The organism is Roseococcus sp. YIM B11640 (assembly GCF_049727625.1).
Taxonomy (GTDB): Bacteria; Pseudomonadota; Alphaproteobacteria; order Acetobacterales; family Acetobacteraceae; genus Roseococcus.
This window is the reverse complement of record NZ_JBBJOZ010000005.1, coordinates 274,597-295,730: the sequence shown is the minus strand read 5'-3', so window position 1 is coordinate 295,730 and position 21,134 is coordinate 274,597. Positions and strand designations below refer to the sequence as shown.

The following is a 21,134-nucleotide window of genomic DNA, read 5'->3' as shown; positions in this document are numbered from 1 at the left end:
CGGCGTCGGGTTCCGGCGGCGGTTGATCCTCGTTCCGTTAGGCACTCAGGGCGGGCGATACGCCGGCGGGCACGCGACTTGCCCGCCCGCCCATTTCACAGGAGAGGGCACCATGGCCCGTAACGCGGCAATACACCTCGGCCGGCGCAGCCTCTGCACACGGGCCGCCGCCCCGGCCCTCCATTCAGACAGGGACGACCAGATGTTGCGCTACACGACCGAAGGCGCCGGCCGGGCAGGCGGCGCGATGGACGAGGTGCCGGCGCGGGTCCTTTGCCGGTGAGCGGCTCTCCGCAGCAGGCCTTCGCCGATCTCCGCGCCCGCATGGGCCGGTCCATCATCGGGCAGGAGCGCGTGATCGAGCGCCTGCTGATCGCGCTGCTGGCCGATGGGAACGTGCTCGTCGAGGGCCTGCCCGGCGTGGCCAAGACCCGCTCGGTCAAGGCGCTGGCGCGCAACCTCGATGCCGAGTTCCGCCGCATCCAGTTCACGCCGGACCTGCTGCCCGCCGATGTGGTCGGCAGCGAGATCTACGAGGCCCAGACCGGCAAGTTCCGCTTCGAGGGCGGGCCCGTCTTCGGCAACATCATCCTGGTGGACGAGATCAATCGTGCGCCCGCCAAGGTGCAGTCGGCGCTGCTGGAGGCGATGGAGGAACGCCAGGTGACGGTGGGCGGCACCACGCACAAGCTGCCGCCGCTCTTCCTCGTCATGGCGACCCAGAATCCGGTTGAGCAGGAGGGCACCTATCCGCTGCCCGAGGCGCAGCTTGACCGCTTCCTGATGAAGGTCTCGGTGGACTACCCGCCGGACAGCGATGAGCGCGCGATCCTGCGGCTGGTCCGCGGCGAGGAACAGGCGAAGCCGGAGGCGCTCGCGCCCGTGCCGCAGCAGGCCGTCTTCGATGCGCGCGCCGAGCTCGCGCGCCTCACGGTGGCCGATGCCATCGACGACTACGTGGTCGCGCTGGTCTGCGCGACGCGCGATCCCGCGCCGCTCGACAAGGACCTCGCCTCCTGGATCGAGATCGGCGCCAGCCCGCGCGCCACCATCGCGCTCGACCGCGCCTCGCGCGCCCATGCCTGGCTCTCCGGGCAGGACCATGTGACGCCGGACAATGTCCGCGCCGTCGCGCCCGACGTGCTGCGCCACCGCCTGATCCTCAGCTACGAGGCCACGGCGGATCGCATCTCGGCCGACCATGCGGTGGAGAAGCTGCTCGCCGTCGTCGCCGTGGCGTGAGGCCGCGATGGATCCGCGCCTCGTCCCCGATCTCGCCTCGCTGATCCGCTTGCAGCACGAGGCGCGCGGCTTCTCCTTCCTGAGCCGCCAGCCCGTGACCAGCCTGCTCGCGGGGCGCCGCGCCTCGCGCATCCGCGGGCGCGGCCTCGCCTTCGAGGAGATCCGCTCCTACCGGCCCGGCGACGACGTGCGGCTCATCGACTGGCGTGCCAGCGCGCGCACGGGCCGCACGCAGACGCGCGTCTTCACCGAGGAACGCGACCGGCCCATGCTGTTGGTGGTGAACCTCACCTCCGCGACTTTCTTCGGCACCAAACACGCCACCAAGACGGCAACCATCGCCCAGAGCGCCGCGCTCGCGGCCTGGCGCGGCCTGCAATCCGGCGACCGCGTCGGCGCGGTGATCTTCGGCGACGACGACCGGGAGGAATTCCGCCCGCATCGCAGCCGGGGCGGGGTGATGCGGCTGCTCGGCGGCATCGTCCGGAGGGCGGAGGCGCTTGCCGCCGCGCCCCCGCGTCCCGTCCGCGCCGCGCCGCTGAACGATGCGCTGCGCGCCGCCGAGGCGATGGCGAAGCATGACTGGCTGGTGCTCCTGATCAGCGACCTCCAGGCCGCGGATGGCGAGAGCCACGCGATCCTGGGCCGCATGTCGCGCCACAATGACGTGATCGTGATCGGCGTTTCCGACCCGCTGGAACGCACCTTGCCCGGGGCGCCCTGGCGTGGCGTCGTGACGGACGGCGCGCGGCTCGGCGTGCTCGATCCAGCGCGGGACGGGCTGGCCCGGCGCGTGCCCGAGGGGCACGCCCGAAAGCTGGACGAGATACGCCGTGCCGGCCTGCGGGTGCAGACGCCGGTGCTGCCCATCGGGACGGAAGAGCAGGCCGCGTCGCAGCTCCGGCGCCTGCTCGGCGCCGCCATCGCGCCGCGCCGCGCCGCGTCATGAACGGCGCGACCCCGACGCGCGCGGGCATGCACGGGCTCATCCTGCCGGAGCCCGTTTCCTTCTGGCCCGCGACGCCGGCCTGGTACCTGCTCTTCGGCCTGGTTCTGCTTCTGACGGCGTGGCTGGCCTGGCGCGGCTGGCGCCGGTGGCGGCGCAACGCCTACCGGCGCGAGGCGCTGGCCGCGCTGCGGGGTGCAGCTTCGCCGGAGATCGCCGCCATCCTGAAGCGCACGGCGCTGGCGGCCTGGCCGCGTGAGCAGGTCGCGGCGCTCTCGGGCGCGGACTGGGCCGCCTTCCTGCGCCGCACCGCGCCGCGCGCCCATCTCGCGCCGGCCGAGGCGGAAGCCCTCGCGACCCTGGCATATGCTCCCGCGCCGCCGGATGCGCGCGGCGCGGCGGCACGCTGGATCAGGCTGCATGACCTTCGCGCTTGATCATCCCTGGGCGCTCGCGCTCGCGCCGTTGCCGCTGCTCGTGTGGTTCCTCCTGCCCGCCTATCGCGAGCAGAGCGTGGCGCTGCGCATGCCCTTCCTCGCGCATCTGGCCGAAGGCGCGCCGCCACCCGACGCGCCGCGGGCGTCCGGGCCGCGGCTGATCCTGGCCAGCCTCGCCTGGCTGCTGCTGGTGCTGGCCATCGCCGCGCCCGTGCGGATCGAACCGCCGGTGACGCGCGAGACGGGTGGACGAGACGTGCTGCTGGCACTCGATCTCTCGGGTTCCATGGACACGAAGGACATGGCCGGGCCGGACGGCACGATGATCTCGCGGCTCGATGCCGCGCGCGCCGTGCTGAAGGAATTCATCACCCGGCGGAAGGACGACCGCATCGGCCTCATCGTCTTCGGCTCGGCGGCCTTCGTGCTGGCGCCCTTCACGCGCGACCACCAGGTGCTCTCCTCGCTGCTGGACGAAACCTTCCCGCGCATGGCCGGACCGCAGACCATGATCGGCGATGCCATCGGCCTCGCGGCGCAGAGCTTCGAGCACGGGCAGGTGACGGGCCGTCTCATGGTGCTGCTGACCGACGGCAACGACACCGGCAGCCGCGTGCCGCCGCCCCGCGCGGCCGAGATCGCGGGGCGGCTCGGCGTGAAGATCTACGCCGTCTCCTTGGGCGATCCGGCCGCGACGGGCGAAGCCGCGCTGGACATTCCCACGCTGGAGCAGATCGGCCGCGCCACGGGCGGCGCGCATTTCCACGCGACCGACCCCGCCGCGCTGTCGGAGATCTACCGCCGCATCGATGCGATGGAGCCGACGCCGGCGCAGGCGCAATCCTGGCGGCCGCGTACGCCGCTCTTCGCCTGGCCGCTCGGCGGCTTCGCGTTGCTGACGGCACTGCTCCTGCTGCTGCCGGAACTCAGGGCGCTGCGGCGGAGGCCGGCGTGAGCGAGCTCGGCACCTTCCTCGGCGCCTTTCACTTCCTGCGTCCGTGGTGGCTGCTGCTGGCCCTGATGGGCCCGGCCGCGCTGTGGCTGGAGCATGCGCGGCGGCGGGAGGCGGGCGGCTGGCGCGGGGTGGTGGCGCCGCATCTGCTGGACGCGCTGCTGGTCACCGAAGGGCGGCGCGCGCGTATCCGCCCCGCCGTCGTGGCGGCCGTGCTGTTCCCGATCGCCGCGCTCGCGCTCGCGGGGCCGAGCTGGCGGCGGGAGCCCAATCCCTTCGTCACGGATCGCGCCCCCATGGTCGTGGCGCTCGACCTCTCGCGGGCGGCGCAGCCGCGGCTGGAGGCGGGCAAGCGCAAGATCCGCGACCTCGTGGCCGCGCGGGCGGGCGCGCGGACGGGCCTCGTCGCCTATGCCGGCACGGCGCATTCCGTGCTGCCGCCGACGGATGACGCGAGGCTGATCGAAACCTATCTCGCCGCGCTGACACCGCAGGTGATGCCGCGCGACGGCGCCGCGGCCGCCGCCGCGCTCGCCACCGCCCGACGCATGCTGGATGCCGAGCAGGGCGCGGGTACCGTCGTCTTCGTGACGCCCATGGTCCCCGCGACGGAGGCGGGCGCCTTCAATGCCGCCGCGCGCGGAAGCCGCCACGCCCTGCTCCTGCTGGCCACCGGGGGCGGGCCCTTCGACGGCGCGCCGGATGCCACGGTCGTCGCGCCGGCGCCGGACGGGCAGGATGTCGCGACGGTCGTGGCGCGCGCGCAGCGTCACTTCGCCCTCGCGCCCACGGATGATCCGGCGATGCGCTGGCGCGATGCGGGGCCCTGGGCCGCGCTGCTGCTCGTGCCCTTGGCGGCGCTCTTCGCGCGCCGCGGCTTCCTCGCCGCCGTGGCGCTGATGTGGCTGCTCGGCGCGCAGCCCTCCTACGCCGCCGATGGCGACATGGGCTGGTTCTGGCGGCTCTGGCTCACCTCGGACCAGCGGGCGCAGCTTCTGCTGAACCGGGGCGAGCCCGCGCGGGCGGCCGCGCTCTTCACCGATCCGGCGCGGCGCGGCGCGGCGCTCTATGCCGCGGGCGACTACCAGGGAAGCGCCTCGGCCTTCTCCGAGGCCGCGGGGGCCGAGGCGGCCTATGACCGCGGCAATGCGCTGATGATGATGCCGCGGGCCTGGGACGACGCGATTTCCGCCTATGACCGGGCGCTCCATCTCCGCCCCGATTTCCCCGAGGCGCGCGAGAACCGCGCCATCGCCGAGGCGTTCCGCCGCCAGCAGCAGGAGGCCGAGGCCGCGCGCGCGAACAACCAGACCGACGATCCCGAGGCCCGGCCGCCCGACCCCAGCCAGGTCGTCGCGGACCAGCCGCCCCAGCCGCCAGGGCAGCAGGGCCAGCCGCAGGCGCCGGGCCATGGCCTCTCGGACGACGAGATCCAGCAGATGTGGATGCGTCGCGTCGGCGGCACGCCGGCCGATTTTCTGCGGCAGCGATTCGCGCGCCAGGCTGCCTCGCCATGAGGCGGCTTGCGTTCGCCGCGCTCCTGCTGGCCGCGACGCCGGCCTTCGCGCAGGACCCCGCTCCCTTCCTGCTGCGCCTGAGCGTCGAGCCCCAGGCGCCCGTCTGGGTGGGGCAGCGCATCGCCGTGACGCTGACGGCCATGACGCCCGTCCGCTTCGTGACGCCGATCGCCTGGCCGGACCTCACCGCCGGCCAGGGGCGCCTCATCGTCCTGCCGGAGGCGAACACCGTGCCGGGTACGGAGCGCGTGGGCGGGCAGAGCTACGCGGCCCTGCAGCACACATGGTCGGTTTTCGCGGCCGGGGCGGGCGGCCTGACCCTCGCCCCCATCCGCCTTTCGGCGAGTGTCGGCGGGCCGGACGGGCAGCCGATGCAGGCCGAAGCCGCGACCGAGGCCGTGCGCATCGAGACACGCCTGCCGCCCGGGGTGACGGACGCCACGCGGCTCGTCGTCGCGCCGCGCTTCCGCATGACGGCGGCGGTGGAGGGCGATCCGGCCCAGGCGCGCGTCGGCGATGCCATCGTGCGTACGCTGCACATGGAGGCGGACGATACGTCCTCCATGCTGCTGCCGCCCGGCCTCTGGGGCGAGCCGGATGGCGTCCGCGCCTATCCCGACCCGCCCGTGCTCCAGGACCACAGCGATCGCGGGGAGTTGCGCGCGATGCGGAACGAGCGCGTGGCCTTCGTGCCGCAACGCCCCGGCGCGGTGGAACTGCCGGGCTTCGCGGTCTCCTGGCTCGATCCGCGCGACGGGCGCGTGCAGGAAGTGCGCGTGGAGCCGCTGCGCCTGCAGGTGCGTCCCGCCGCCGGGGGCGGGGCGCAGGCCTCGGCGGCGGCGTTCCGCTGGTGGTGGATCGCAGCGGCCGCCCTCCTTCTCCTGGTGCTGGCGGGCGGCATCTGGATGTGGCGCCATCGGCACCGGCGCGCGCCCGATGCGCTGAGCGAGCTCACCGCCGCCTGCCGCGCGAATGACGCGCGCCGGGCGCTGCGCGCGCTGTACCGCTGGACGGATGCGCTCCTGCCGCCCGGCGGCGCGCGCACGGTCGAGGCGCTGGCGCGGCATAGCGGCGTGGCCGCCTTGGCCGAGGAAACCGATGCGCTGGTTCTGGCCGTCCCGGCTGCGGCGCCGTGGAACGGCGCGGGCCTGTTGGCGGCGGCCCGGCAGGTGGAGGGCGCGTTGCATCGCCATCCGCGCCGTCACGCCCCGGAAGCCTTGCCCGCCCTCAATCCGGACGCCGCGCTGCGGCCGCCGCCACGCCTGGCCCAGCCGCGATGGGCCCGCTGAAGAGTGACCTGAATATCCTTATGATCTGGCAACGGAACTCGATAAGCTGCTTCGTGATTCCAGTGGCTTCACTGGGACAACGGGCCCGGCGGGCGCGCCGAGGTTGATCGGGAGGGAAAACGCATGCGGCGACGGTTCGACTTTCGGGTCCTGAAGGCGATGTCCGTCGCGAATGCGATGCTCTTCGCCGGCGGCTTCGCCACCGTGGCGGCCTTCGGCGTCGCGCCGCGCATCGCGCTCGCGCAGGCGCCGGCGCCGTCTTCCACGCCCGCGCCCGTTCCCACGCAGGGCGACTCCCAGCCGCTGACCCAGGCGCAGCTCGAGCAGCTGATGGCGCCCATCGCGCTCTATCCCGACACGCTGCTGATGCAGATGCTGATGGCCTCCACCTATCCGCTCGAAGTCGTGCAGGCGAAGCGCTGGCTGGGGCAGGGCCAGAACGGCTCGCTGCGCGGCGACGCGCTGGCGCAGGCGCTGAACGCGCAATCCTGGGATCCCTCGGTGAAGTCGCTCGTGCCCTTCCCCGACGTGCTGACGATGATGAACGACCAGCTGGAATGGACGCAGCAGGTCGGCGACGCGGTGCTGGCGCAGCAGCAGGACGTGATGAACGCGGTGCAGGTGCTGCGCGGCCGTGCGCAGGCCAACGGATCGCTGCAGAGCGGGCCGCAGCAGACCGTGACGGTGACGCAGAACGTGACCGTGCCGCCGAGCGCGCCTTCCGGCGGGTCCTCGGCGCCGGCCGCGCCGACGGTCGTGCAGGCGCCGCCCCAGATCATCACCATCGCGCCGACGGATCCGGAGACGGTCTACGTCCCCGCCTATAATCCGAACGTGGTCTACGGCTCCTGGCCCTATCCGTCCTATCCGCCGCCCTACTACCCGCCGCCGGTCGGCTGGGGCGTCGGCAGCGCGCTGCTGACGGGCATGGCCTTCGCCGGAGGTGCCGCGATCGTCGGCTCGCTCTGGGGTTGGGGTGGGGCGAACTGGGGCGGCGGCGACATCAACATCAATGCCAGCCGCTACAACAACATCAACGCCAATCGCGGGCAGATCAGCGGCAACCGCTGGCAGCACGACGTCTCGCACCGGCATGGCGTCGCCTACAACAACGACCAGGTGCGCAACCGGGTTAACGCGAACCGTCCTGACGGCGCGCGCGGCAATCTGGGTGACCGCGACCGCGCCCAGGCGCGGGACCAGTTCCGGGGGCGCGTGGACCGCGCGGAGCGCGGCCAGGGCATCGGGGACCGGGGCGGCCCTGGCGATCGCGGCGGGTTGGGCGATCGCGGCGGCCCTGGTGGTGGTCTGGGAGACCGGGGCGGTCCCGGTGGCGGCCTGGGTGACCGCGGTGGTCCCGGCGGCCGTGGCGGCCCGGGCGACCGGGGCGGGATCGGCGATCGCGGGGGGCCTGGCGGGCGTGGCCCCGGCGCGGGCGCCGGCGCCCAGCGTCCCGGCGGCGGCGCCGCGCAGCGGCCCGTCCAGCACAATGCGAGCGGGCGGCCCAAGCCGGGCGGCGCGGGTGGAGGCTTCCAGGGCGGCCAGCGGCACGGCGCGCAGGGCTTCCAGGGCATGGGCGATGGCGGCCGCGAGCGTGCGGCCGCCCAGCGCGGCGCGGCGAGCCGCCAGGGCCAGCCGGCGGCGCGGATGCAGGCGCAGCAGCGCGCGGGCGGGGCCGGCTTCGGCGGTGGCGGCGGCGGCTTCGGCGGCGGTCATCATGGCGGCTTCAGTGGTGGCGGTGGCCGTGGCGGCGGCCATGCCGGCTTCAGCGGCGGCGGGGGCGGAGGCCGTGGCGGCTTCGGCGGTGGCGGAGGCCGCGGTGGCGGCGGCGGCCGAGGGGGGAGGCGTTGAGGATGACGACGATGATCAGAACCCTTCTCCGGGGCGGCATGGCTGCCTCCTTCGCGACGGGCCTCGCCTGGGCCCAGGCGCCGGTCCAGACGCCCGCCGAGGCGCCGGCAGCGGCTCCCGCCCCGGTCGAGACCCCACAGCCCCGGCCGCCCCGGGCCTATCGCACGCCCGAGGAAGGCTTCGCCGCGCTCGCCGATGCGGCGCGGCGGGCGAATGTGGGCGCGCTCGCGGTCGTGATGGGCGATGTGGGCGTGCGCCTGCTGCGCTCAGGCGACCGCGTGGCGGATGCGGCGACGCTCAGGAACTTCGCGGCGGCCTATGACGCGAAGCGCGAGATCCTGCGCTCCAGCCCCGACCGCGCGACCATCCAGGTCGGCGAGGATGGCTGGCCGTTGCCCATCCCCATGGTGCAGCGGGGCGGCAGCTGGCGCTTCGACGCCCGCGCCGGATCGCGGGAGATCGTGGACCGCCGCATCGGGCACAATGAGCTCGATACCATCGAGACGCTGCGCGCCATCGTCGACGCGCAGCAGGATTTCGCGGCGACGGCCGGGCGCCAGGGTGCCTTCCGGACCTATGCGCGGCGCTTCTTCTCGACACCGGGGCAACGCGACGGCCTGTATTGGGAAACGCAGCCGGGCCAGCCCGAGAGTCCGCTCGGTCCCGTCATGGCGGCCGCCAGCTCGGGCGGATATGCCCGCACGCCCGGCGACCGGCCGCAGCCCTATCACGGCTACCTGTTCCGTATCCTCGAATCCCAGGGGCCGAGCGCGCCGGGCGGGGCGATGGACTATGTCGTGAACGGGCGGATGATCGGCGGCTTCGCGGTCATCGCCTCGCCCGCGATCTATGGCGCGAGCGGGATCATGACCTTCATGGCCGGCCATGACGGCACGGTTTGGCAGAAGGACCTCGGCCCCGGCACGGCCCGCGAGGCGGCGGGGATCACCAGCTTCGACCCGGGCGAGGGCTGGGCACGCGTGCCCGACTAGAGCCCGACGAGCCGTCGCGCGAGCCGTCGCGCGAAGTCCCCGCGCGGCCGGTCGAGCAGCCGTGCGAGGCTGAAGCGGCCATGCCGCACGCGCGTGCGGATGTGGCTGAGCTCGCGGAACCCGGCCTCGCCATTGCGGCGCCCGAAGCCCGAGGCGCCCGCGCCACCGAAGGGGAGCGACGGCACGGCTGCGTATTCCAGGGCCCGCCCGGCGATGAGCGCGCCGGATTTCGTGCCGGCCGCGACCGCCTCCTCCTCGGCCGCCGTGGCGCCGAAAAGGTAGATGGCGAGCGGATGCGGATGCGCCGCGATCCAGTCGAGCGCCCAGGCCAGCGCCGGGCATTCCTCGATGGCGAGGATCGGGCCGAAGATCTCCTCCTCGTCGAGCCCTCCGCGCGCCGCGGCGAGGCCGAGATTGCGCGCGGCGGGGCCGAGCCAGGCGATGGTGGCCTCAGCGCTCAGCCGCTCCAGCCGTGCGGGGTTCTGGGTGGCGGTCCCGGTTTCGCCCAGCCCCGCGGCCTGCGCGGCGCGCAGGAAATCCGCCGCCGTATGGCCGACGAGCAGTACGGTATCGGGCGCGATGCAGGTCTGCCCGGCATTCACCGCCTTGGCGGCCAGGATGTCATGCGCCGCACGTGCGAGGTCGGCGCCCGGCAGCACCAGCGCGGGGCACTTGCCGCCCAGCTCCAGCGTCAGGGGCGTGAGGTTGTCCGCCGCCGCCCGCATCACCTTGCGGCCGGTCGCGGTGCCGCCGGTGAAGACGAGATGGTCCCAGGGCTGGGCCGCGAAATCGCGCGCCACCTCGGGGCCGCCCTGCACCACGACGGCGATGCGCGGGCCCCAGGCCTCGCGCAGGATCTCCTTCAGCAGGGCGGCGACGCGCGGCGTGGCCTCGGAGGGCTTCACCGCCACGCGGTTCCCCGCGGCGATGGCGTCGATGGCGGGCATCAACGCCAATTGCAGCGGATAATTCCACGGCGCCATGATGCCCACGACGCCCTTGGGCACGCATTCCGTCCAGGCGCGGGCGGGCAGGAAGGGCAGGCCGATGGCGGCGGGCCGGGGCCGGGCCCAGTCGCGCAGCCAGCGGCGCGAATAGGCGGCGGCCTCGGCCGTCACCAGCACCTCGGCGAGCAGCGTGTCCTCGCGGTCGCGCCCGCCGAAATCGGCATCGGCGGCCTCCGCGATGGCCTCGGCGCGCGACAGCACGGCGCGGCGCAGCGCCGCCAGCAGCGCGCGGCGCTGCGCGATATCCGGCGCCCCATCCTCGGCCTCCGCGGTCCGCAGCCGGGCGAGGGCGCCTTCAGGCGTCATGCGAAGGCTTGGGCCGCCGCGAGGCCGGAGCGGATCGCGGCCTCGATGGTCGCGGGCAACTCGGGCCAGGTGTAGTCGCCCGCCAGCGCGACATTCCCGAGCGGCAGGCGCGGCGGCGTGGGCACGCGGCCCACGCGGTGGCGCGGGGTGGCCCGGCGCTCCTTCACCACGCGGCAGGGGGGCGGCGCCTCCGGCCAGTCGCCCGCGACGCCGAACGCGCGCGCGGCCTCGCGGATCTCGGCCCAGGCGCGGGGGGCGAGCTCGTCCACATCCTGCTCGGCCTCGGCATCGCCGGCGCTGACCGTCACGGCAACGCCGCCGGGGCGCACCAGCACCCATTGGCAGAGCGCGCCGAGCAGGCCGAGGAAGCGCACCGGCCCCGGCGTCTCGTGCGCGAAGTGCAGGTTGACGATGGGTGCATGCGCTTCGGGCACCTGGAGCGACGGCAGCAGTCGCTGCGCCTCCCAGGGCGGCAGCGCGAGCACGACGCGGTCGGCGGGGCCCAGCACGGTCTCGTTGTCCTGGAAGACGAGCGCCGTCGCGCGCCCATTCTCCTGCGCGATGGCACGCAGGCGATGGCCTGGCCGGAAGGCGGCGCCGGCGAGCTCGAGCGCGGCCAGTGCGGGCTCCACCAGATCCGGCCCCAGCCCGCGCTCGGCGACCAGCAGGCGGGTGGCGCCCGGCGCGCCGAGCCGCCGCAGCACCTGGCCGAGCCGCAGCACGGAGGCCTCGGAGGAGGGCGTGTTGAGCGCCGCGATCACCAGCGGGTCCACGAAGCCGCGCAGGAAATCGGGATGCGCGCGCATGGCCTCGGCGATGGTGCGGTCCTCGCCGGTGAGGCTCATGCGCGCAAGCGCCGCGACGGCGCCGAGCGAAACGCCCTTGGGCCGCCGGTTCGCGCGCCACCAGCCGAAGGGCGAGAGGGCGACGAGACGCGCGGAATGATCCGCGAGGTCGAGCACCGGCAGCCCGTCGGGCTCCGGCTCCATCCAGAACTGCCGCGCGCCGATGGCGTCGAGGAAGCCGAGCGCAGCGGTGTTCGCGCCGATCAGCGCATGCGTGCCGTTATCCGTGCCGTCGGGCAGGGCGCGGGCCCGGCCGCCCGCGCCGGGCGTGGATTCGTGCAGCGTGACCATGCGCCCGCGCGTGGCGAGCGCGTGCGCGGCGGCCAGCCCGGCCATGCCGGCGCCGACCACATGCGTGACGCCGATGCCCGGCCGATCCACGCGCCGCTCCGCGGCCCGATCGGACGGGGTCGTCATCTTCCCGTCACCGCGAAGACCGCCATGCGCAGCTTCTCGCCCTTGGTCAGCCGCGCGCGCTCGCGCACGCCGCTCCAGCCGCGCGCGAGCATGTGGTCGAGGATGCGGCGATAGCCCCACATCATCACGCGCGCGGGGCGCAGCGCCTCCATGTCGTGGCGCGGCAGCATGGCCTCGGCCTGGGCGAAGCCCGCCACGGCGCGGCCCGCGAGCTCCTTGCAGATGGAGGCGAAGGCGGGATGCGTGACGATGGATTTCGCCGGCCCCTCTGGGATGCCCGCCTTCCGCAGCACGGTGGCGGGGATGTAGACGCGCTCGCGCAGCGCATCCTCGTCCACGTCGCGCAGGATGTTGGTGAGCTGGAAGGTGTGGCCGAGCGCGAGGCCCCAGGCCTCGGCCTCCGGGTCGCCGAAGATGCGCACGCTCATCGCGCCCACGCTGCCCGCGACGCGGCGGCAGTAGAGGTCCAGCGCGGCCTCGTCGGGCAGGCGCACGCGGTCGCCGGCATCGGTCTCCATGCCCGCGATCATCGCCTCGCATTCCGTGATGGGTATCTCGAATGCCTGGCGTGCCCAGAGCAGCTCGCGCGAGAGGGCGCAGTCGGGCGAGGTCAGCTTGCGGCGCCAGGCGCTGAGGAGGCGCCGCTTCTCCCCCTCCGGCATGCGGCTGTCGGCGATGTCGTCCACGACGCGGCAGAAGGCATAGACGGCCCAGAGCGCGCGGCGGCGCTCGCCCTTCAGCGTCGCCATGCCGCGCGCGAAGGAGGATCCCGCGCGGCTCACGCGCTGCGACACGATCACGGCGTCCGACGGCGCGGCGAAGCCCGCGGCCGCCATCTCCTTCAGGAAATCGGTCTTGGTGAGCGCGACGCGCCCGAGCACCGGATCGGCCGCGCGCAGCTTGCCCAGCAGCCGCCGCGCGAGGCCGATGGTCATGGCCGACTGGAAGCGCAGCCGGCGCGCGGCAATGAGGCGCGGCAGCGCCGAGGCCCGGTCCAGCTCGTCCTCCACGCGGTCCAGCGCGGCGTCCAGGATCTCGCGACGCTGCGCGTTGCCGGACTCGAAGAACGCCGCCTCGCCGCCGGCCAGCGCCAGCCAGGATTGCGGGAGGTAGACGCGGTCCAGCTTCTCGCGGTCCGGCACCAAATCCTGCAGGTGGTTCAGGATCTGCAGCGCGGTGGAGAGGCCGTCCGCGGCGTCCTTCGCCTCGGGCGAATCCGTGCCGTGCAGGCGCAGCAGCATGCGGCCCACCGGGTCGGCGCTGCGGGCGCAGTAATCCTCCAGCGCCTCCCAGTCGGCATAGCGGGCCTGGCGGGAATCCTGCCGGAAGGCGCTCAGCATGAGCCGGGCCTCCTCCGTGCCCACCTCGAGCCGCTTCAGCGGGATGGAGGGGTCGTCCAGCGTGGCTTCCATGGCATCGAGCCGCGCCAGCTTCTCCTCGGGCGGAAGGCTGGGGCTGTCCGCGATGTCGTCGGCCGTGCGCACGAAGCGGTAGAAGGCCATCACCTTCGCGCGCACCGGCTTCGCCAGGATGAGCGAGGCGGTGGGGAAGTTCTCGGTATCGTGGTCCCGGTTGGGCGTCTCCGGGGCGGCGAGATGGTTCATGCCGTCCTTGTGGCTGGATATGCCCGGCCTTTCCAGCCCGCGGGGTAGCCGAGCCACCCCCGGACCAGGGCGGTCCATTGCAAGGCCAGGGCGGTGGCGACCATCAGGGGGAGGAGGGGCACGGTCCACCAGGGCTCCCGGACACGCCGGGTGATGGCCGCGCGCAGGCCGAAACCGAGCGCCAGCGCCGCGAAACCCTCCCAGGCGGGCAGCAGGAACCAGGGCGCCAGATGGGCGCCGGCCAGGAGGAAGGTCCAGATGGGCAGGCCGATGGGGGTGGCCATGCCCTCGCGGGCATTCTTCATGAAGCCGTCCCAGGCCTCGGCGAAGCCCGCATACATGCGGCATTCGGCCAGCGGGGCGCCGTCCACGATCTCGGTGTCCAGCCCCGCGGCGCGAAAGCGGCGGGCGAGGGCGAGCGCTTCGTGCAGCACGGCCGGGATGGCGGCGTGGCCGCCCGCGCGGGCATAGGCTTCGCGCTCCACCAGCAGCAACTGCCCGCAGGCGGCCGCGAAGCTGGCGAGGCGCGTCGTGGCCCGGCCGCCGAAGGGCAGGTAGCCCAGCATGAGCAGGTTGATGAAGGGCACGGTCAACGCCTCGCCCAGGCTGCCGATGCGCTGGCGCGGCACCCCGCTCACCATGCCGGCCCGGCGCCGCGCGGCATGCGCGGCCATGGCGGCGGCCGCCTGGGGCGCGAGGCGGACGTCGGCATCGATGAAGAGGAGATGCGTGCCCGTCGCGGCCTCGGCCAGCCGGGCGCAGGCATGCACCTTGCCGGTCCAGCCGGGGGGCAAAGGCGGGGCCTGCAGGAGGCGGACGCCGGGATGGCGCGCGACCATCTCCGCCGTGCCATCCGTGCTGCCGTCATCCATCACCAGCACCTCGATCTCGCAGCCGGTGGAGGCGAGGGCGGCTTCCAGGCAGGGGCCGATACGCGGGGCCTCGTTGCGCGCGGGGATGAGGATGGAGACCCGCGTGCCGGCAGGGGGCGAGCCGTGCGCGCGTTGCTGGCGCCACAGGTTGAGAAGGCCGAGGAAGGCTGGCAGCAGCGCCAGCATCAGCACGGTCATCCCGGCCTCGCGCGTGCGTCGTGCTCGGGGGCGAAGCGCAGGCGCTGCCAGGCGCCGTAGATGCCGCCCATGCCGCGCCCGCCGGCGAGGACCGTGCGGAAGCGGTCAGGATCGCGCGCGATGGCATCCTGGGCGAGCCGGTCCATGGTCGCCTCCATCGCCGCGCGCATGGCGTCCTCGCGAGCCGGGCGGGGGAGGGCGAGCAGGTCCTTCGCCGCCATCGGCGCGCCGAAGGCGATCAGCGCCTCGCCGCGCGCCTCGGTCCAATGGGCGTATTCGATGGCCAGCGGCAGCAGCACGGCGTCGGGCGCGATCTCGGGCAGGCGCGTCATGCCCGGCGCGATCGGCGCGGGCCGCTCGCGCACATCGGCGAAGCGGCCGGGCGCGTTGACCCAGAGAAGATGCGAGGGATCGGCCAGCACCTGGCGTGCCGTGTCGAGGAACTGCACCACGCCGCGCGGCGAATCCTGCTCGACGCCGAAGACGCCGATGCGGCGCATGAAGCCGTACTTCTTCAGCGCCGCCGCATCCATCGGCACGAAGCCCCGCCGCTCGGGGAGAAGCCGCCGCGTCACCAGCATCGTCAGCACGCCATCCCACCAGCCGGGATGGTTGGCGAGCAGGATCAGCGGGCGCCCCGGTGCCGCCTCCGGCTCGCCCCAGCGGGCGAGGCGCAGGGCCACGAAGCTGCGGGCGAAGCGATGCGTGAAGGCCCGGTCGAAAAAGCGCAGCCACCACTCCGAGCGGAGTGCCAGCGGGCTGGTCACGTGCCGTGCCGGCCCGCCAGCTCGGCCTCCACGCTCATGCCGCGTCCGCCGAGGTCGCGGTCCAGGCTGTCGGCCGCGATCCAGCCGGACATCATGACCATGGGCATGCCGGGGCCGGGATGCGCCGCGCCGCCCGCGAGGTAGAGGCCCTTCACCGATCGGCTGCGGTTGCCCGGCTTGAAGGCGCCCGTGAAGGCGCCATGCGAGGCGAGGCCGTAGATCGCGCCATCCAGCACGCGGTAGCGCTCATGGATGTCGACCGGCGTCAGGCGGTGCTCGACGAGGATGCGGTCCTCGATGTCGTGCAGCCCGGCGGTGCGCTTCAGCTTGTCGAGGATCTTCTGGCGGTAGCCCGGGAAGACCTGGTTCCAGTCGTGGTGCGGGCGCAGATGCGGCGTGTGCACCAACACGTAGAGCGCCTCGCCGCCCTCGGGCGCGCTGGTGGGGTCGGTCGCGGCGGTGGCGGCGATATAGGCGGTGGGGTCGGGTGCGGGCTCGCCATGCTTGTAGATGGCGTCGAACTCCTCCTCCGCGTCGCGGGAGAAGACGAAGTCGTGATGCGCCAGGTGCTCGTAGCGCTTGCTGAGGCCGAGATAGAGCACGACGCCGGAGCAGGCAGGCTCGTAGCCCTTGCGCGCATAGGCGTCGCTGCCCAGCAGTTCCTTGTAGGTGCGCAGCGAATCCATGTTCGAGATGACGGCGTCGCAGGTCACGCGCTCGCCGGTGGTGAGCGAGACGGAGCGGACGGCGCCGCTCTCCACGTCGATCTGCGCGACATCGGCCTCCGTGCGGAGCTCCACGCCCAGCTCGCCGGCCAGCTTCGCGAGCCCCTCGGCCACCGCGCGCGTGCCGCCGACGGGATACCACACGCCCTCGCTCGCCTGCATGTCGCCGATGGAGGAGAGCACGGCGGGCGCGAGGTAGGGGTTGCTGCCGACATACTGGCAGTAATGGTCCAGCATCTGCGCCAGCCGCTCGTCCGGCACATGGCCGCGGATGACCTTGGCCACCGTCTGCCCCATGCGCAGCGCCATCACGTCCTTCAGCGTGGAGGGCGAGAAGTTCTGCTTCACGTCCAGCGTGTCGCCGATGCCCTCGACGGATTTCCAGAAGAAGAACTTCTCGGACACGCCGTGTAGGTGCTTCGAGACGCGCTGGAACTTCTCGTAGCCCGCGCCGGAGCCGCTGCCGGGGGCGAAGCGGTCCATCTCCCGCGCCATGGTGGCGACGTCTTCCATGAGGTCGATGCGCGTGCCGTCCTCGAAGAAGCATCGCCATTGCGGGTCGAGCCGGATGAGCGGCAGCTCCCGCTCCTGGTCGCGCCCGGCCTCGGCATAGATGCGGCGCAGGACGCGGGGCACGGTGAGGATGGTCGGCCCCATGTCGAAGCGGAAGCTGCCCCGCCCGTCCGGCGAGTCGAGCACCAGCTGCGCGGCCTTGCCGCCCAGCCAGTCGTTCTTCTCCAGCACCGTGACGCGATGCCCGCGCGCGGCCGCGACGCAGGCAGCGGCGAGCCCGCCGAGGCCCGAGCCGATCACCACCACATGTGCGCTCATGCCGGCACCGCCTGGAGCGCGAGCTCCTGCTGCACGAGGCGCGAGGTGATGCGCGCGCCCTCGTAGATCACGGGCAGGCCCGAGCCGGGATGCGTGCCCCCACCCACGAGGTACAGGCCCTCCGTATCGTTGAAGCGGTTCCGCGGTCGGAAGCTGAGCATCTGCATGAGGTCATGGCTGAGGTTGAAGGTGGCGCCGTAGCCGACGGCGAATTCGTCCTGCCAATCCTGCGGGCTGACCATCCGTTCGTAGCGGATGCGGGATTCGAGGTCGGGCAGGCCGAGCAGCTTCGCGCGTTCCAGGGCCAAGCGGCGGTACCGCGGCGCCTCGGCGGCCCAGTCGGCGCCGGAGCGCAGGTTGGGCACGGGCACCAGGAGGTAGAGCGCCGAATGGCCCTCGGGCGCCATGCTGGCGTCGGTCGCGCCGGGGTTCTGCAGGTAGATGCTGGGCACGTCCGGGATTTCGCCGGCTTGGATCTGGTGGATGTTGCGCTGGTATTCCTCGGCCAGCAGCACGTTGTGATGCGCGAGCTGCGGGAACTGCCCCTCCACGCCGAGATAGAGCATGAAGGTCGAGCAGGAGTAGCGCGCCTGTCCGATCTTCCGGTCGGACCAGTCCTTCCGCAGATGGTCGGGGACCAGGCGCGGCACGGCATGCGCGAAATCGGCGTTCAGCACCACGGCATCGGCGGCGTGGCGCGTGCCGCCCGCCTCCACGCCCACGGCGCGGCGTCCGTTGAAGGCGATGCGATCCACCGGCGCGTTCAGGCGGATATCGACGCCCAGGCGCTGCGCCACCCGCGCCATGGCCCCGCTCACCTCGCCGCAGCCGCCGCGCGGGTGGAAGACGCCGTGCTCGTACTCGAGGAAGCTCAGGATCGTGAAGAGCGAGGGGCAGCGGAAGGGCGACATGCCCAGGTATTTCGTCTGGAAGCCGAAGGCCAGGCGCACGCGCGGGTCGGCGAAGTAGCGGCGCAGGTCCTGGTCCACCTGCCGGTGCGGGCGCAGCTGGGGCAGGGAGCGCAGGATGCTCGGCGCCATCATGTCGCGGTGGCTGAGGAAGGGCCGCTCCAGGACGGGGCGGAAGACCTCCAGCTTGCGCCGGTTGTCGGACATGAAGCGGCGGAACCCCTGCACGTCCCCCGGCGCCAGCGCGCCGATCGCGGCTTCCATCCGGTCCGCATCGGCGGTGGCGTCCAGCACCGCCTGCTGCGCGCCCTCGAAGATCAGGCGGTATTGCGGATCGAGCCGGGTGAGCGCGACCTCGTCTTCCAGCTCCGCCCCGCAGCTGGAGAAGATCTCGCGCAGGATGCGGGGGTAGAGGAAGAAGGTCGGCCCGAGGTCGAATCGGTAACCTTCCGGCGTGGTGAGGGTGCGGGTGCGGCCACCCACTACGCCGTCCTTCTCGAAGAGGGTGACGCGCGCGCCGGAGGCCGCCAGCAACATGGCTGAGGCGAGGCCGCCCGGGCCCGCGCCGATGACGGCCACGTGCGGCCGCGGCCGGTGCAGGTTCGGTGAGGGGATGGGTGCGTTCATGAATGCCAGATCATAAACGCACGAAGCCGGGTGAGGCGCTAGGCCGCATCGTTGGGCAGCAGCGCAAGCAGTTCGGCAGCGCCCAGTATCTCCGCGCAATGTGCCTGCGCGCGAGGCAGAAGGCGTGTCCGGTAAAAGGCGGCGATGGCCGCGTAGGCAGGATCGAGCTTCGCGGCGCGGGCCAGGAGCGCCCCGCCGAGCACCCATCCGCAGGCCTCGAGGTAGGCGGTGGCCGAGGCCGCGGCCTCTTCCGGCGAGGCGGCGAGGATCCAGCTGGTGGCGGCTTCCAGCGAATCGGCGGCGGGGGCCAGGCGTTCGTCCGCCGCCCGTGCCTCGGCCAGCAGGCCGCGCAGCACGGCGCCCTGGTCGCGCGGCAGCTTGCGGGTGACGAGGTCGAGCGCCTGGATGCCGGTCGTGCCCTCGTAGATCGGGGCGATCCGCGCGTCGCGCAGCACCTGGGCGGCGCCGGTATCCTCCACGAAGCCCATGCCGCCATGCACCTGCACGCCCAGGCTCGCGCATTGCACGCCGCGCTCCGTGCACCAGGCCTTCACGATGGGGGTCAGCAGCGCGAGCCGCGCCTCGGCCGCCTCGTCGCCGCCGCGCGCGCGATCGGCCGCGACGGCGGCGTCCAGTGCCAGGAAGCGCCCGGCGAGCGTGATGGCGCGGATCTCGGCCAGCATGCGCGCGACGTCCGGGTGATGGGCGATGGCCCGGCCGCCCTGCACGCGCTCGGCCGCGTAGGCCTCGGCCAGCTGCAGGGCGCGGGCGCCGGCGGCCACGCCCTCGATGCCGACCTGGAGACGGGCGTTGTTCATCATGGCGAACATGGCGGGCAGGCCGCGATGCGGCTCTCCCACCAGCTCCGCCTCCGCGCCCTCGAAGAGCATGATGCAGGTGGGCGAGGCGTGGATGCCGAGCTTGCGCTCGATGCCGCCGCAGCGGAGCGCATTGCGCGACCCGTCCGCCCGCAGCGTCGTCGTGGCGAAGAGGCTGATGCCGCGCGAGCCCGCCGGCGCATCCGGCAGCCGCGCCAGCACCAGGTGCAGCGTGTTCGCCGACAGGTCATGCGCGCCATAGGTGATGAAGATCTTCTGGCCGTGCAGCGCGTAGCGCCCGTCGCCCAGCGGCTCGGCCCGCGTGCGCACGGCCGCGAGGTCGCTGCCAGCCTGGGATTCGGTCAGGCACATGGTGCCGTTCCAACGGCCGCTGACGAGCTCCGGCAGCCATTTCGCCGCCTGCTCCTCCGTCGCGTGCTTCTCCAGCAGCTCGATGGCGCCGGCGGTGAGCGTGGGGCAGAGGGTGAAGGCCATGTCGGCCGTCGTCATCAGCTCCTTCAGCGCGCACCAGAGCGCGAAGGGCAGGCCCTGGCCGCCATGCGTCTCGCTGGCCGCGAGCCCCTGCCAGCCGCCCTCGACCCAGGCCGCATAGGCGGCGCGGTAACCGGGCGGGCAGGTGACGCCGTCATTGGTGAAACGCGCGCCCTCGCGGTCGGCTTCGAGGCGGCCGGGCTCGATCACCTCGGCGGCGAATTTCCGCATCTCCTCCAGCAGGGCGGCGATGTCCTCCGCGCCCAGCCCGCTCCCCGGCATGGGGTGGAGCTTGGTCAGCGCGAAGAGGATGTCCTCGGCGGGGGTGGTCATGCGGCAACGGGCTCCTGACCCGCGGCCCAGGCGGGAATGGCGGTCTCGCGGGCGGGATCCGCGATGGCGGCGGCCAGGCGGCGCCCCAGCAGCGCGCCGAACTTGAAGCCGTGGCCGGAGAAGCCCGACATCACCCAGGACCGGGGCGCGAGCTTCTCCACCACGAAGCGCTCGTCGGGCTCGACATCGTAGAAGCAGGTCGCGGCGCCGAGGGAAGCGAAGCGGTCCAGCCCCGGGATGCGCCGCCGCGCGAGATCGAGGATGCGCCCGGCCTCGCGCGGGTCGGGCGTGCGGTCGTCGTCCGGGTCGCCCTGCAGGGAGAAGCTGTGGTCGCCGATCTTGAGCGGCGTGCCCTGGACCGGCGGCACCAGGTAGAAGCCGCCCTCGGCCGCGAGGTCGAGAATCATGGGCGCGCGCGCCCAGGCCCCGGCGGCGCCGGCCGGCGGGGCGAGGCGCACCAGCACCTGCCGCGAGGGCGTCACCCGCCGCGCGACGGCGGGCAGCAGGCGCGGAATCCAGGGACCGGCGGCGACGACCAGCACGTCGGCCGAGCGCGTCCCGCCATCCTCCAGAACCAGCGTGGCGCGTTCGGGATCGACCTTCGCGGCGCGCGCGGTCTCGATCAGGGCGCCCTTCGCCTGGATGTGGCGCGCGAGCGCGGCGACGATCCGGTCCGCCAGCAGCACCCCGCCCTCGGGGCAGAAGAAGGCGGAGGTCACGCCCTCGCCGGAGAGGTAGGGGAAGCGCGTGGCGATGTCGCCCGCGCCGAGATCCTCCAGCGGATGGCGGTCGCCCAGCAGGGCGGCGCGGCTCTCGCCGATCCACGCGCCGCGCGTCTCGTCCAGCGCCAGGACGCCGGTGGGGACGTGCAGCACCTCGCCCAGCTCGGCCCAGAGCTCGTCCCAGGCGGCGTAGGCGTCGTCGACCATCCGCATGTAGCCGGCCTGGGCGCCGTAGGCGTGGCGGATCAGCCGGTGGTGGTCCACCGAGGAGCCGAGCGGATTGGGCGGCGGCGCCTGGTCCACCACGCGCACGGAGAAGCCCTCGCGCAGCAGGGCCCAGGCCGTGCTGAGCCCCATGATCCCGGCGCCGAGGATGAGCGCGGTCCGACCCGTTTCCATGCCGCGCATCCTGCCCGAGGCGCCCGCGTCAGGGAAG

Annotated in this window: 17 protein-coding genes; 8 read left to right on the top strand and 9 right to left on the bottom strand. The window is 73.5% G+C overall.

The features are described 5' to 3' along the window. The first annotated feature begins 324 nt into the window (after window positions 1-324). From WJM96_RS20015 to WJM96_RS19980, 8 genes are all read left to right on the top strand, one after another. On the top strand, window positions 325-1,242 hold the full coding sequence (locus WJM96_RS20015; protein WP_424814323.1) for an AAA family ATPase: 918 nt from the start codon (window positions 325-327) through the stop codon (window positions 1,240-1,242). A 7-nt stretch (window positions 1,243-1,249) separates the two neighbouring features. Then, entirely contained in the window at window positions 1,250-2,191 is a 942-nt protein-coding gene (locus tag WJM96_RS20010; RefSeq protein WP_424814316.1) for a DUF58 domain-containing protein, read from the top strand. Next, entirely contained in the window at window positions 2,188-2,625 is a 438-nt protein-coding gene (locus WJM96_RS20005) for a DUF4381 domain-containing protein (RefSeq protein WP_424814315.1), read from the top strand. The genes WJM96_RS20010 and WJM96_RS20005 overlap by 4 nt, the downstream gene beginning before the upstream one ends. Next, window positions 2,609-3,580 carry a VWA domain-containing protein gene (locus WJM96_RS20000; protein ID WP_424814314.1) on the top strand — a complete coding sequence of 324 codons (972 nt, stop codon included), beginning with the start codon at window positions 2,609-2,611 and terminating at the stop codon, window positions 3,578-3,580. Before WJM96_RS20005 ends, WJM96_RS20000 begins: the two co-directional genes overlap by 17 nt. Beyond that, a complete protein-coding gene (locus WJM96_RS19995) occupies window positions 3,577-5,094 on the top strand; it encodes a VWA domain-containing protein (RefSeq protein ID WP_424814313.1) in 1,518 nt (505 codons plus the stop codon). Before WJM96_RS20000 ends, WJM96_RS19995 begins: the two co-directional genes overlap by 4 nt. After that, the gene (locus WJM96_RS19990; RefSeq protein ID WP_424814312.1) at window positions 5,091-6,383 is read left to right on the top strand and encodes a hypothetical protein; all 1,293 of its coding nucleotides are present in this window, start codon (window positions 5,091-5,093) and stop codon (window positions 6,381-6,383) included. Before WJM96_RS19995 ends, WJM96_RS19990 begins: the two co-directional genes overlap by 4 nt. Before the next feature lie 159 nt (window positions 6,384-6,542). Then, the gene (locus tag WJM96_RS19985) at window positions 6,543-8,234 is read left to right on the top strand and encodes a DUF3300 domain-containing protein (RefSeq protein WP_424814311.1); all 1,692 of its coding nucleotides are present in this window, start codon (window positions 6,543-6,545) and stop codon (window positions 8,232-8,234) included. Between the two features lie 11 nt (window positions 8,235-8,245). Continuing rightward, entirely contained in the window at window positions 8,246-9,226 is a 981-nt protein-coding gene (locus WJM96_RS19980; protein ID WP_424814310.1) for a DUF2950 domain-containing protein, read from the top strand. Here WJM96_RS19980 and WJM96_RS19975 read toward each other — a convergent pair. Genes WJM96_RS19975 through WJM96_RS19935 form a run of 9 tightly spaced genes read right to left on the bottom strand, consistent with a single transcriptional unit; the run spans window position 9,223 to window position 21,097 of the window. After that, on the bottom strand, window positions 9,223-10,539 hold the full coding sequence (locus WJM96_RS19975) for an aldehyde dehydrogenase family protein (protein WP_424814309.1): 1,317 nt from the start codon (window positions 10,537-10,539) through the stop codon (window positions 9,223-9,225). The genes WJM96_RS19980 and WJM96_RS19975 overlap by 4 nt on opposite strands. After that, the gene (locus tag WJM96_RS19970; RefSeq protein ID WP_424814308.1) at window positions 10,536-11,801 is read right to left on the bottom strand and encodes a hydroxysqualene dehydroxylase; all 1,266 of its coding nucleotides are present in this window, start codon (window positions 11,799-11,801) and stop codon (window positions 10,536-10,538) included. Before WJM96_RS19970 ends, WJM96_RS19975 begins: the two co-directional genes overlap by 4 nt. Further along, entirely contained in the window at window positions 11,798-13,405 is a 1,608-nt protein-coding gene (locus WJM96_RS19965; RefSeq protein ID WP_424814307.1) for a squalene/phytoene synthase family protein, read from the bottom strand. Before WJM96_RS19965 ends, WJM96_RS19970 begins: the two co-directional genes overlap by 4 nt. Next, window positions 13,402-14,475: a glycosyltransferase gene (locus WJM96_RS19960; RefSeq protein WP_424814306.1), complete on the bottom strand. Its 1,074-nt coding sequence runs from the start codon at window positions 14,473-14,475 to the stop codon at window positions 13,402-13,404. The genes WJM96_RS19965 and WJM96_RS19960 overlap by 4 nt, the downstream gene beginning before the upstream one ends. Further along, on the bottom strand, window positions 14,472-15,242 hold the full coding sequence (locus WJM96_RS19955; RefSeq protein WP_424814305.1) for a lysophospholipid acyltransferase family protein: 771 nt from the start codon (window positions 15,240-15,242) through the stop codon (window positions 14,472-14,474). Before WJM96_RS19955 ends, WJM96_RS19960 begins: the two co-directional genes overlap by 4 nt. Beyond that, window positions 15,239-16,798 carry a phytoene desaturase family protein gene (locus tag WJM96_RS19950; protein ID WP_424814304.1) on the bottom strand — a complete coding sequence of 520 codons (1,560 nt, stop codon included), beginning with the start codon at window positions 16,796-16,798 and terminating at the stop codon, window positions 15,239-15,241. Before WJM96_RS19950 ends, WJM96_RS19955 begins: the two co-directional genes overlap by 4 nt. Beyond that, window positions 16,795-18,333, bottom strand: coding sequence for a phytoene desaturase family protein (crtI, locus tag WJM96_RS19945; protein WP_424814303.1), 1,539 nt, complete (start codon window positions 18,331-18,333; stop codon window positions 16,795-16,797). The genes WJM96_RS19950 and crtI overlap by 4 nt, the downstream gene beginning before the upstream one ends. A 38-nt stretch (window positions 18,334-18,371) precedes the next feature. Continuing rightward, the gene (locus WJM96_RS19940; RefSeq protein WP_424814302.1) at window positions 18,372-19,976 is read right to left on the bottom strand and encodes an acyl-CoA dehydrogenase family protein; all 1,605 of its coding nucleotides are present in this window, start codon (window positions 19,974-19,976) and stop codon (window positions 18,372-18,374) included. Beyond that, window positions 19,973-21,097 (bottom strand): FAD-dependent oxidoreductase, encoded by a 1,125-nt coding sequence (locus WJM96_RS19935; protein WP_424814301.1) that lies wholly within the window; start codon window positions 21,095-21,097, stop codon window positions 19,973-19,975. Before WJM96_RS19935 ends, WJM96_RS19940 begins: the two co-directional genes overlap by 4 nt. Between the last annotated feature and the right edge of the window lie 37 nt (window positions 21,098-21,134).

Coding starts and splice junctions, on each gene's coding strand:
- WJM96_RS19990 (WP_424814312.1), top strand. CDS start 5,091: ATGAGGCGGCTTGCGTTCGCCGCGCTCCTGCTGGCCGCGACGCCGGCC.
- WJM96_RS20010 (WP_424814316.1), top strand. CDS start 1,250: ATGGATCCGCGCCTCGTCCCCGATCTCGCCTCGCTGATCCGCTTGCAG.
- WJM96_RS19940 (WP_424814302.1), bottom strand. CDS start 19,976: ATGACCACCCCCGCCGAGGACATCCTCTTCGCGCTGACCAAGCTCCAC.
- WJM96_RS20015 (WP_424814323.1), top strand. CDS start 325: ATGGGCCGGTCCATCATCGGGCAGGAGCGCGTGATCGAGCGCCTGCTG.
- WJM96_RS19950 (WP_424814304.1), bottom strand. CDS start 16,798: ATGAGCGCACATGTGGTGGTGATCGGCTCGGGCCTCGGCGGGCTCGCC.
- WJM96_RS19960 (WP_424814306.1), bottom strand. CDS start 14,475: ATGACCGTGCTGATGCTGGCGCTGCTGCCAGCCTTCCTCGGCCTTCTC.
- WJM96_RS19970 (WP_424814308.1), bottom strand. CDS start 11,801: ATGACGACCCCGTCCGATCGGGCCGCGGAGCGGCGCGTGGATCGGCCG.
- WJM96_RS20000 (WP_424814314.1), top strand. CDS start 2,609: ATGACCTTCGCGCTTGATCATCCCTGGGCGCTCGCGCTCGCGCCGTTG.
- WJM96_RS19980 (WP_424814310.1), top strand. CDS start 8,246: ATGATCAGAACCCTTCTCCGGGGCGGCATGGCTGCCTCCTTCGCGACG.
- WJM96_RS20005 (WP_424814315.1), top strand. CDS start 2,188: ATGAACGGCGCGACCCCGACGCGCGCGGGCATGCACGGGCTCATCCTG.
- WJM96_RS19985 (WP_424814311.1), top strand. CDS start 6,543: ATGTCCGTCGCGAATGCGATGCTCTTCGCCGGCGGCTTCGCCACCGTG.
- WJM96_RS19975 (WP_424814309.1), bottom strand. CDS start 10,539: ATGACGCCTGAAGGCGCCCTCGCCCGGCTGCGGACCGCGGAGGCCGAG.
- WJM96_RS19965 (WP_424814307.1), bottom strand. CDS start 13,405: ATGAACCATCTCGCCGCCCCGGAGACGCCCAACCGGGACCACGATACC.
- WJM96_RS19935 (WP_424814301.1), bottom strand. CDS start 21,097: ATGGAAACGGGTCGGACCGCGCTCATCCTCGGCGCCGGGATCATGGGG.
- crtI (WP_424814303.1), bottom strand. CDS start 18,333: ATGAACGCACCCATCCCCTCACCGAACCTGCACCGGCCGCGGCCGCAC.